Raw genomic sequence first — 11447 nt, 5'->3', positions numbered from 1 at the left:
GGCTGCCCTGAGGGGGAGTCTGACGGCTTCAACCAGCCAGAACGCGCCGGGCCCTGTCCGGCGCGTTCTGCTGCGAGGCGCCGGTATTGTCAGCCGTCGGCTCGAGCCAGCCGCGATAGTGCACAACCAGTCCGATTAGCGGCAATGCGATCGGGACATCGAAATGGAAGCGGCCATCCTCCTCCCATTCGCGCGCCAGCGATCGAGGCGCCAGGGCAAGTGGCATGGGGACGGGGCCCAGCCACCAACGCTTCAGGTGCATCGCGAGCCCCTTGTCGTCAGCGAGCAGATCGAAGCCGAAGCGCAGCGGGCCAAAGCGCTCCATGAGCAGCCGCCCCTGCTGCGACAGCCGGCTGCTGAAGCGGCGGCCCGAGAAGTCGCGAATCCAGGTTTCGACGCCGCCACTCTCCGCAAAGGCGACGTGCAGCCCATGCTCCCCTTCAGGCGGAAAGCCGAATAGGGCCGCTATAGCGCGTGCAACCGGGTTGTGCCCGCGCGTCACCATCGCCCGTCCATGGGCGCCGCGATCGCGGAGGACAGTGTGGATCGCGCGGAGGGCCGCAGGCAGGGTCGCGAAGGCATCGCCGAGGACCCGGGCATAGAGCGGGGGAGGCTGYGGCAGCTCTGCCATCTCGTRCCGGATCGCCAGTCGCGTGAAGGCCGGCTCGAACTCTGGCAGTGACAGCATCTCGCCGGCATCGCGGGCCCCGGCTGGAACGTCACGCCTGGCGAGCCTGTCGACGAGGATTGCGGCCGCCAGGCCTGGAATCTCCGGACCATCGCCCTTGCTCGCGATCAATGTCCATCGCCGTTCGACACCCCGGCCGTCAGCGTACCCGAACAGTCGAACCATCATGCCGGAGCGATCGCTGCCCCATGAAGAGCTCAGCCGCTGCGCTTGAAGGACCAGGGGCGCAAAGCGGGTCAGGTTCTCGATCCAACCCCATCGAACAGGCCAGCTTGCCAGCCAAAGCGCACGGTTCTGCCAGCGGAGCTCGGTGCCGGCTCTAAAACTGACGGAGGGCTTTCCCGGAAGGCGATCGGGCAGGAGAGTGAGATCGGGCACATCTGCCAGGGCCACGAGGCGGCCAGCAAGAGGTGGCTCGCCGGCAATCGTAAAGTCTTCGCGCCTGATGTCCTGCCAGCCAAAGCCGTTCGCCCGGCGCGCTGCGCGCCAGAGCGGGATCGGCTTGCCGATATAGGAGAAGATTGCCTTCGTGACCGAAGCGCCCGCGGTCGCGCGGTTTGAAGCGCTGATCGCGAGCTCGACGGCGCTGAGCTGATCCATACCGTCTGCGAGGGCGCGAACCACAGCGCCCGACAAAGCAGGGACGCTGGAGGCGCCCGAGACGACGACCACGTCGGCGGCCAGGGCCGCTTCAGCGAGAGACCCGATGCCGGTGACGAAATCGCGCGCATCGGCGATGTCGAGATAGTGGCACCGCGCGGCGATACAGGCGCGAGCGACCGCATAATCCAGGCCCTGAAAGGGGCCTGCGGCGTCGATCAGGACAGCAGGGCGGTGCTCGGCGAGCGCCAGCGCGATATCGCGGTCCCGGTCCAGGAGAAGCGGGGTGAGGCGCAGTCTGCCAGCGCAGAAGCGTTCCGCCTTCTCCAGGCTGCGCCCGGCGACCAGGACTTCGTGCCCCGTATCGGCCAGCCGCCGCGCGATGCGGGCACCGAAGCCGCCATAGCCACCGAGCAGGAGAACCTTCACAGGATGCGGTCCGCCATATCCGGGGTGGGGCGCCAGCAGGTTTCGCGTCGGCCGAACCAGCGATAGCGATTGCGGGCAACAAGGCGATAGAGCCGGTCGCGGAGCGGTCGTGGAATGACGCGTGCCGCCAGTGCGATGCGCCAGGGCCAGCCCAGCCCTGCCGCAATGGCGATGACAGCGTCCGACCGGCCCAGGATTCGCCCGCCCTCGATCAGCAGCATCGTCTCGAAGTCCGACTTGGGAAGGCCGAGGCGGTGATAGAGTTCCTGGSCAAGGGGCCCTTGCGCGGTGGTGAGCGTGAAGCGGCGTTCATGGTCATTGCGCATGACGAATTGTGCCTGTTGCGAGCACATCACGCATTCACCGTCAAACACGATCACGCGCCTGCCTTGGGTCTGCGCCTCGATTGCGTCGCCCAGCGTGATCGCCGCTGGGGCGGGCAGCCCGAGCCGTTTCAGGGGTGCGCCGATCAAACCGCTGACCATCGCCGCCAGGATGGCAGGGGCCGGCCAGATCCGGGCGAGCGGCCCGACGATCCGATCGCGGAGCAGGGGCAGGATCCGGCTGTCGGATTGATAGACCGGCGTGAACATCGCGCTCATGGTCTGATAGAGCCGGACATGTMGGCGACGCGCGGCGATGGCAAAACCTGGCGCAGTCGTCGTCTCGTTCCCGTCGCGCAGCGCCTTTGCGAGCGCGAAGGCGTCGAGCAACGCCATATTGGCTCCCTGACCGAGCTGCGGGCTCGTCGAATGCCAGGAATCGCCGATATGGATCAGGCCAGGCTCCGTTGGGACGGGCGTGGTCCTATGGGCATAGCGTGCGAAAGTCAGTTGATCCGGCGTTTCGATCTGCGCGAGCAGGGGCGCAGTTGCCGGCCATAGCTTGAGGACGTCCGCCTTCCACGCCGCAAGTCCGGAGCGTTGCCAGTCCGAGAGACGGTCGCAGCGCAGCGACCAGAAGAAGGCTGCCTTTGCGGTCGGCGCTTGGGCCAGCCGGCCGATGGGTAGGACCCCGACCATCGTGCTCGCGCGGATATAGCGCTGTTCCAGCGTCGCCATGTCGAAGCCCGCGTCGTCGGGCCAATCGAGGCTGGCCCAGAGCGCGCCATAGGCCAGCGGCCGGCCCTGATGGCGCGCGAGCGGGCTCATGGTGCCAAGGGCATCCACGACAAGGTCGAAGGGCTCCGTCCGTGTGCCGTCGGCAAAGATGAGCGCGCGCCTGTTCGCCCCGACGATTTCGCTCGAGGCCACGCTGCGGCCTCCCTCGATCGCAATTCCGGCCTCTCGTGCGGCGTCGTGCAGGATGTCGAACAGTGCAGCGCGATGAATGCCGATGCCATGGCCGGCATCCTGCCCAAGTGCCGCATAGCGCACGTCGAGTACGATGCGCTGCGACGGTTCGGCGCGCCCGAAGAGCCGGTCGATCCTGGCCCCCGCCGCGAGGGTGGCTTCGGCGAGCTTCAATTCCCGGAGGACGGCGAGACCGGTCGGCTGGATCATCAGACCGGATCCGACCGGACGAGGCGTCTCGAAGCGCTCGAACAGCCTGACGCGATGTCCGTCGCGATGCAGCATCAGTGCGGCCGCCAGCCCTGCCGGGCCGCATCCCGCTATCGCGATATCCTTGGCTGGCATGAAACCCGACTTGGAGGAAACTGAACCCTTGCACGATAGGCAGGGCGAACCCCGCCGGCAACGGGGCATGCCGCTCGTTTCGCCATTCGGGGGCCGCAACCTGTCCGTGCAATGTTCCAGCAAGCCAACGCGCCGACCACTCCAGGTGATTCACCGTGGAGATTGGGGCGATGCATCTCAGGGAAGAACGATCAGCGGGCCTCGCGGGGCGCGCGTTGCATGCGTATCTGAATCTCGTGGCGCAAACCACGCGCTTCAAGCCGGTGATCCCCGGCGCGCGGCCCTGGGAGCGCAGCCGCGAACCGTTCATCGCCATGACCTGGCATGGCCAGCAGATGTTGAGCCTTGTCGCCCTGGACGGGGCGCCCAAGACAGCCGTGCTGGCCTCGCTCCATTTCGACGGTTCGGTGGTCGCCTCGGCGATGGAGCGCGCCGGCTACCGCGTCATTCGCGGCTCGGGCACGCAGAGCCGGCTGAAGATCCAGGCCAAGCGCGGCGTTCCGGCCTTCATCGAGATGCGCGACGCGCTGCGCGGCGACACCAGCGTGCTGTTGACGGCCGATGTGCCGAAGGTTTCGCGGGTTGCCGGCAAGGGGGCCATCCAGTTGGCGCGGGCGTCGGGCCGGCCGATCTATCTCTTCGCCGCAGTGACGACGGCACGCGTCGATCTCGACAATTGGGACAAGGCCAGCATCGCCTTGCCGTTCGGACGCGGGTGCGTGGTCTGGTCCGAACCGCTCTATGTCCGGGCATGCGCCGATGAACGCGAGATCAACCTGACTGCGCTGGAGATCACCGCCCGGCTCGACGAGTTGCATGCCCTGGCGCATCAGCATCTCGGACATCGCGCCTGACGCGCGCGAGGCGTTCGGTCCGACCGTGCTCGTCTTCCTTTTAGCGTCGGCCCGGCGGTGGGCAATCGGCCGGGTTTGCGCAGATGTTTGCAGGAGGGCGCAGGACGCCGCGATCATTCGCAGGCTCGATGCGGATGCGGCTGAGTTCCCCCGACAATCGCAGGCCGAGCCCGGAGGAGATCAACACGATCCGGGCTCGGTCGGAGGCGAGGACCATCGCATTGGCGCCGGCCACAAAATGCGCGCCGCCGCCGAGGCTGGCATAGACCCCGAAGACGTCTTCATGTCGGTCGAGGCCGTAGACCAGCATGATCACCCGCCCGTAATCGGCCCCGAGCCCGATCCCGACCGAGAGGGCCGACCATGTCACCGGGGAGGGCATGCCGTCGGCGAAGCGAAGCTCACCGACGCCGTGTCGGCCGCCAACGACGAAGGAGCCACTGACCTCTCCGCCGACAATATAGGCGTTCGGCTCTCCGAAGAGCGAAAGGGAGCGCTCGACGGGGATGCTGACCGTCTTGGAAGCGGTGTCGAAGGCCCGTTCGACGAGACCCAGAATGTCGCGCCCCGGGGCGGTCGGCAGTTGCCCCGGCCTGATGGTCTCCTCAGCCCGGGCGCCCTGCGTCAGGCCAAACAGCAGCGCGAGCATGGCGGCCAAGGCGAAGCGCAAGCGCAGCTCTCCCGATCTGGCTCTGTGCGCACTCATGAGACAAGCAGACTCGAGGGAGGGTTGAACGAAGATGGGGATGCAGTCCATGGACATGGACTGCGGGCGCGGTCCCCGGATTCGCAAGCCATAACCGCACAGAGGCTCCGTGACGATTCATAGCTCGACGAGCACCACGACAGTGAAGCGCCTGACGCCCCAGCGCAATCGGGTGCTGTCCGATCCGTGCGCGGCAAATCTTCGCTCCGGGGGCTGCCGGTGATCTCGCTCTCACGCGCCCTGACGATCCGGCTGACGCTTCTCGGCTTCGCCCTCTTCGCGGCGGTCATCGCCGCTGTGCTGGCCTTTACTTTCATTACCGAGGATCCTGGGGCGCTACGCAACGATGTGACCTCCGAGATCATTCGGCAAGGCGTGCGTCAGACTGCGGCTGACGGGTTGCGGGTGGAGAAGACGCCGACCCTGATCAAGATCGAGAGCGCCAGCCCCAGACTCTGGTATCTGGTTTCCGACGGACGGTCCGTTGTCGAGTATGCCCCAGAATTGCGGCCGAGCCTTCCCATCGATGTCAGGCTCGATGGACCGACGATTGCTGCGCAGATGCGGGTCGGTGGTGGCGGCGACAACGGCCTGGCCTTCGACATCATCGAGATGGAAGGCAGCCGCGTCATCGTCGCGACGGGCGGCGGACGTCCGGGATGGGACCTGATTCTTGCCTATTTCCTGCGGGCCATCGCGATTCCGGCGCTGGTCATCTCTTTCATATTCGGGGTCATCATCGCCTCGGCGATCGCCATGTCGGTCTCCTATATCACCGCGCGGCTGCGGAGTGCGGCCGAAGCTGCGGCCAGCATCGATCCCAGGGCGCCGCGAGGCCTGCTGCCGACACAGGAAACGCCGGTCGAGCTGATGCCGCTGACGACGGCGCTGAACTCAGCGCTCGACCAGATCGCCAGCAACATGGATGTGCAACGGCGCTTCATGAACAACGTCGCGCACGAATTGCGCACGCCGCTCGCCGTCATGCGGACCAAGATCGACACTGTTTCCGATGGCGTCGTGCGCACCGCATTGGCGACCGATGTGAACCGGCTGACGACGATCGTTTCGTCGATGCTGCAGCTCGCCCGGCTGCACAGCACCGATCTGCCGTTCGAGCCGGTTCAGCTCAACAGCGTGGCCCGTGACGTACTCGTCGATCTCGCGCCGCTGATCCTGCAGAACGCGATCGACGTGGCGCTCGAGGAGGAGGGCGACGACACGCGAACGATCATGGCCAACGAAGCCACGGTTCGCGCCGCGGTGGCCAATCTGATCGACAACGCACTTCGTCATGCCCAGGCGAAATCCAGCATCATCGTGCGGGTCATCGATGGCGTCGTGCTGGAAGTGGCGGATGACGGGATCGGCATCGCGGCAACCCAGCGTTCGGAAGTGACGGAGGCGTTCAACCGCATGTCGCCGCGCTCGACCGGAGCGGGGCTCGGCCTCACCATCGTACGGGACATCATGACCGCACATCGCGGGACATTGACCGTCCTGGCGACGCGCGGCGGTGGCACGACCGTCCGCCTGCTGTTCTCTGAAGGAGAATGACGGGCTCAACCATCGGCCCGAAACGGGGAATGCGGAGTTCGGGAAAGCCGATGCAAGCACGGACGGCCAGATCATCAGGCCCGATACGATATCTGGACTGATGATCTTGGTCGATTGGTGACAGGGACCGAGCCCGGCGGCCTCACACGGGCTGTTCGGACTTCCTCAGGATGTAGCCGATGCCGCGCAGCGACGAGATCTCGACATTCGCGGCAGCCTCCTTGAGCTTGCGGCGCAGCCGCGAGATCTGGGCTTCGAGCGTGTTGGACTCGATCAGGTCATCGAAGCCATAGACCGCTTCGATCAGGACGTTGCGGGTGACGACACGCCCGGCGCGCTGGACCAGCGCTTCCAGGATCAGCGCCTCGCGCCGTCGCAGGTCGAGCGGAACGGCCGAGACCGAGGCGTTGCGACCCTCGATGTCGATCGAGAGGTTGCCTGCCGAGATCACCAGCGAGCGGCCGGGATAGCGGCGCCGCGCAATGACCCTGATGCGGGCGATCAGCTCGCCCGGTTCGAAGGGCTTGACCAGGTAATCATCCGCGCCGCCATTGAGGCCGTCGATCACGTCGGATTTCGCATCTCGCGCGGTCAGGATCAGGAAGGCTGGACGGGGTTCCGCCGTCTTCATCGCCTTGACGATCGACAGGCCGTCGCCGTCCGGCAGACGCCGGTCGACGACGGCGATGTCGAAGGGCGCCGTTTTGAGGGCGGCCAGCGCCGCTTCGACACTGCTGGTGCGGTCGACAATAAAACCTGCACCAAGCAGGAGGGACGACAGGAACGACATCAGCTCCGGTTCGTCTTCGACAATCAGAGCGCGCATGTCGTTCCTGCCGTAGGCCATGGCTGGAACGCGTCGCAGAAAAGCTCGGGGCAGCTCTTCAAACGCATCACATCCCATCCATGCTCATGAACGGCCCTCTGGGCCGTAGGTTATTCGGGCCCGGAGCGACCGGGCCCCGGATAGTCTAGCGGATCAGAACCGGTAGTTCACACCGGCTTTGACCAGATGTTCATTGACACCGACCTTGGTGCGGGCCGAGCCGAACTGGAAGTTCTGCTTGCCGAGCGAGACGTAGTTGTACTCGACCTTAGCCGACAGGTTCTCGGTGATGCCGTACTCGACGCCGCCGCCGAGGACATAGCCGACCTTGCTCTTCGTCTTCGAGATCCCGTTATTCGTCGCCTTGATGTTGCCATAGGCAAGACCGCCGGTGGCATAGACGAGGACGCGGTCGAAGGCGACGCCGGCGCGGGCCTTGGCGGTTCCGACATAGCGCGTGTCGGCGCTGGTGCCGACGGTGCTGCGCGACGAACCCTTGCCGAAGCCGTTCATCGAGATATCGCCCTCGAGACCATAGACCATGCTGCCGGTCTGGACGTTGTAACCGATCTGGCCGCCAAGCAGCGTCTCGTTGCGGCTCTTCCTGGTCACTCCTGTGAAGCGGTCGAATGCGCCGCCAGCGTGAATACCGGCATAGACGCCGTTCCAATTATAGCGAAGCGGCTGGGTGTGGGTCGGCCATTGCTGGGTGCGCGGCACCGGGCGATCCGCCGCAGCCGCTGGGACCGCAAGCACTGCCAGCAGGCAGAGGCTCATGATCGGGATTGAACGATGCATCGATAACTCCTCGCGGCAGCCGGGGGCCTCGCCGCGTCTCCTTGCTCCCGAATCCGTGGATCGGATCAGTCGAACACCGCGCAAATTGCTGGTGAAGATTACGGCAACGTTGCCCGCCATGCGTGCAGCGGCGGAAGCGCTGGGATGGTGAACGAAGGCTTATCGCGCAGGGGCGGTGCGCGGGCGCCTGGTCCCGATCCAACGCCGGACGCGGCGCTGATAATCGCGATAGGGTTCGCCGAGCGAGGCTGCGAGCAYGCGCTCCTCGATCCTGACCTGCAGGGCGATCGCCGCGAATAGCGCCAGCGTCAAAGCAATCTGGATCAGATTGGGCAGCACGATGAAGAGGCCGGTGAACAGGACGGCCTGGCCGACGAAGACCGGATTGCGCGAGATCGCGAAGGGACCGCCATCGACGATGGGTCCAAGCTCGCCCTCGGCCGCGCCGATACGCCAGGACACGCCCATGAAACGCTGCGAGATGATGGCGATGCAGGCGCCGACGACAACAAGAAGATGGCCGAACACGTCGAACCAGGGACCGTCGAGCCAGATTGCCAAAGGGTCGGCCTTGATCGGGTTGCCGAAGATCGCCAGGCCGAGGGGCCAGAGCACGCCGCCGATGAAGGCGATCCGGAAGAGCAGGGCCGGCACGCCCTGCGGCTCCGAGCCCTTGCCGAACAGCCAGATCGGCCGTCCGGCCTCCTTCGCCAGGATGGCCGACATCGCGAGGAAGCTGATGACGTAGACTACGACCATCAGATAGCTCGCGATCTCCATCGGACTCATGGGCAGGCTTCCGTTCCCTTGATCAGCCGGCCTTGCCTGCGTCGAAACGCAGAAGGCGCAGTGCATTGGCCGTGACGATCACGGTCGCGCCGGTATCGGCGAGGATCGCGACCCAGAGCCCGGTATAGCCGAGCACGCTGGTGACCAGGAAGACCGCCTTCAGCCCGAGCGCAATCGTGATATTGGTGCGGATATTGCCCATCGTGGCCCGCGCCAGCCGGATCATCGCAGCGATGTCGCGCACGCGGCTCTTCAGCACCGCGCCATCGGCGGTCTCCAGGGCGACATCGGTGCCGGACCCCATGGCGACGCCAACGGATGCTGCCGCGAGCGCCGGGGCATCGTTGATGCCGTCGCCGACCATCATCACAGGCGCGTCGGCGCCGAGCGCCTTGATCGCCGTGACCTTGTCGTCGGGCATCAGCTCGGCCTTGTGATCCAGGCCGAGTGCGCGGGCGATGGCCGCGCCGGTGCGGGCATTGTCGCCGGTCAGCATGATGGAGCGGACGCCGAGATCCTTCAGCTCTGCGACCGCTGTCGCGGCATCGGCTCTGGGCTCGTCGCGCAGCGCGATCAGGCCGGCGAGAGCGCCGTTCGCGATCACGGCCGCCACTGTCTTTCCAGCCGATTCGAGCTGTTCGACCGCAGCGCTCGCCTTGGCGTCGAATTCGGCGCGCCTGGTCGCGTGACGCGGTGCGCCGACGAAGATCGAGATGCCATCGAGCGTGCCGGTGACACCCTGGCCGGGGATGGCGGCTGCCTCGGAGGCGGGGCGGATCGCGATGCCATCCTGCTTCGCACGTGCCAGAACCGCCTCTGCCAGCGGATGGCTCGAACCGGTCTCGACCGCAGCGGCCAGGGCGATCACATCGGCCTCGGTCTTGCCGAGGCTGATGACCTCGGTGACGCGCGGGCGCCCCTCGGTCAGCGTGCCGGTCTTGTCGAAGGCGACGATCCCGGTCTTTGCGGCGGTTTCGATGACGACGCCGCCCTTCATCAGCAGGCCCTGTCGGGCGCCGGAGGAGAGCGAGGCGGCGATCGCGGCTGGAACCGAGATGACGAGCGCGCAGGGGCAGCCGATCAGCAGCAGCGCCAGGGCCCGATAGACCCAGACCGCCCATTCACCCCCGAAGAACAGCGGCGGGACGAGTGCGACGGCGAGCGCAAGACCGACGATCGCAGGCATATAGACACGCGAGAACCGGTCGATGAAGCGTTCGGTCGGTGCGCGTGCTTCCTGCGCCTCTTCGACCAGCCGGATGATGCGGGCGATGGTGTTGTCCTGCGCCRCCTTGGTCACCCGCACACGCAGCGCGGCTTCGCGATTGACCGAGCCCGCAAAGACCGGTTCGCCGACGCCCTTCGTCTTCGGCACGGATTCGCCGGTGACCGGGCTCTCGTCGATCCCGGAGATACCGTCGGTGATGTCGCCGTCGGCAGGGATGCGGTCACCCGGACGGACGAGGACCGTCTGTCCGATCGCGAGCTTGGCCGCATCGACCTGGCGGGTTGCGCCGTTCTCCTCGACGAGGGCGGTCTTGGGAACKAGGTCGCCAAGCGCGCGGATCGAGGCACGCGCGCGATCGGCGGCGACGCCCTCGAGGACCTCACCGACGGCGAAGAGGAAGACGACGAGGGCCGCCTCCTCCGCTGCGCCGATGAAGAGCGCGCCGGCGGCAGCGATCGTCATCAGCATTTCGATGGTGAAGGGCATGCCGGCGCGGGCGGCGGCGAAGGCGCGGCGTGCCACGGGAGTGACGCCGATCACGCAGGCGAGAATGAAGGCCCAATGGGCTGCGGCCGGCCAGATCAGGCCCGCGGTCCAGGCGCYGCCGAGCAGGGCGCCGGTGCCGAGAACGAGCCGGCCCTTGTTGGTCTGATACCAGGAGACGCCCTTCGGCGTCGCTTCGTGAACATGGCCGGGCAGGCCGTGCCCCTGGTCAGCCGTTCGTGCCGCAGCTTTCGCTTCGCCTGCATCCGAACGGGCATGCGCGTGGCCGTGATCATGATCAGGGTGGCCATGATCGTCATGGGAGCAGCCAGGGCCGTGAACATGCGCCGGCTTGGGTGCGGCGTGGCTGTGATGATCATGGTCGTCATGGGAGCATCCGGGACCGTGAACATGGGCCGGCTTGGGTGCAGCATGGCTATGATGGTCGTGGGCCTCGGAGCCATGATCGTGCCCGCATCCTCCGGGCGCAGCGGTCTCAGCGACGGGCGCTGCTTTCGCCTGGATCGAGGTCGTGGTGTAGCCAAGGCTTGCGACGCGCTTTTCGATTGCCGCCGGCTTGGTGCGGCTCTCGTCGAGGGCCAGCGACAGCGTCTCGGCCATGACGGAAAGCTTGACCTCGCTGACGCCGGGCAGGCGCTCCACCGCGCCACGAATGGTCGCCGCGCAGCTTGCGCAGTCCATGCCGCCAACCTTCCAGCTCAGGAGCTGCGGTTTGGCTTGGGCAGTGCTGGACATGACTTGTCTCCGCTTGACGGGCTTGTGAGACACCCCATGTACAATCTGGAGTGACTAGAGGTTCAAGAGGGAAATCATGCTCGAGGCAAAAAAACT

At 66.3% G+C, this 11447-nt stretch carries 9 protein-coding genes; 2 read left to right on the top strand and 7 right to left on the bottom strand.

The features are described 5' to 3' along the window. Positions 1-28: 28 nt before the first annotated feature. Positions 29-1717, bottom strand: a complete 1689-nt coding sequence (locus tag AC1DRP_RS03290) for an SDR family oxidoreductase (RefSeq protein ID WP_476767788.1) — start codon at positions 1715-1717, stop codon at positions 29-31. Then, positions 1714-3354, bottom strand: a complete 1641-nt coding sequence (locus AC1DRP_RS03285) for a DCC1-like thiol-disulfide oxidoreductase family protein (protein WP_476767787.1) — start codon at positions 3352-3354, stop codon at positions 1714-1716. Before AC1DRP_RS03285 ends, AC1DRP_RS03290 begins: the two co-directional genes overlap by 4 nt. 170 nt (positions 3355-3524) lie before the next feature. Here AC1DRP_RS03285 and AC1DRP_RS03280 point away from each other — a divergent pair, with 170 nt between their 5' ends. Then, entirely contained in the window at positions 3525-4208 is a 684-nt protein-coding gene (locus tag AC1DRP_RS03280; protein ID WP_441507248.1) for a lysophospholipid acyltransferase family protein, read from the top strand. A gap of 40 nt (positions 4209-4248) precedes the next feature. On the opposite strand, the gene AC1DRP_RS03275 is transcribed toward AC1DRP_RS03280, so the two are convergent. Beyond that, a complete protein-coding gene (locus AC1DRP_RS03275) occupies positions 4249-4878 on the bottom strand; it encodes an EipA family protein (RefSeq protein ID WP_441507247.1) in 630 nt (209 codons plus the stop codon). A 222-nt stretch (positions 4879-5100) separates the two neighbouring features. On the opposite strand from AC1DRP_RS03275, the gene AC1DRP_RS03270 reads away from it, so the two are divergent. Then, a complete protein-coding gene (locus AC1DRP_RS03270; protein WP_441490168.1) occupies positions 5101-6471 on the top strand; it encodes a sensor histidine kinase in 1371 nt (456 codons plus the stop codon). Between the two features lie 142 nt (positions 6472-6613). On the opposite strand, the gene AC1DRP_RS03265 is transcribed toward AC1DRP_RS03270, so the two are convergent. The 4 genes from AC1DRP_RS03265 to AC1DRP_RS03250 all read right to left on the bottom strand — a co-directional run bounded on the left by AC1DRP_RS03265 (position 6614) and on the right by AC1DRP_RS03250 (position 11351). Beyond that, entirely contained in the window at positions 6614-7297 is a 684-nt protein-coding gene (locus tag AC1DRP_RS03265) for a response regulator transcription factor (RefSeq protein WP_441507245.1), read from the bottom strand. A gap of 153 nt (positions 7298-7450) precedes the next feature. Further along, positions 7451-8095, bottom strand: a complete 645-nt coding sequence (locus AC1DRP_RS03260) for an outer membrane protein (RefSeq protein WP_441507244.1) — start codon at positions 8093-8095, stop codon at positions 7451-7453. A 159-nt stretch (positions 8096-8254) separates the two neighbouring features. Next, positions 8255-8884, bottom strand: coding sequence for a methyltransferase family protein (locus AC1DRP_RS03255; RefSeq protein WP_476767786.1), 630 nt, complete (start codon positions 8882-8884; stop codon positions 8255-8257). 22 nt (positions 8885-8906) lie between these two features. Beyond that, on the bottom strand, positions 8907-11351 hold the full coding sequence (locus tag AC1DRP_RS03250; protein ID WP_476767785.1) for a heavy metal translocating P-type ATPase: 2445 nt from the start codon (positions 11349-11351) through the stop codon (positions 8907-8909). Positions 11352-11447: the final 96 nt, after the last annotated feature.

This window comes from Allobosea sp. 01N443, from assembly GCF_056399325.1.
Note: the sequence above shows the minus strand (reverse complement) of the source record. Positions and strands in the feature narration are given on the sequence as shown.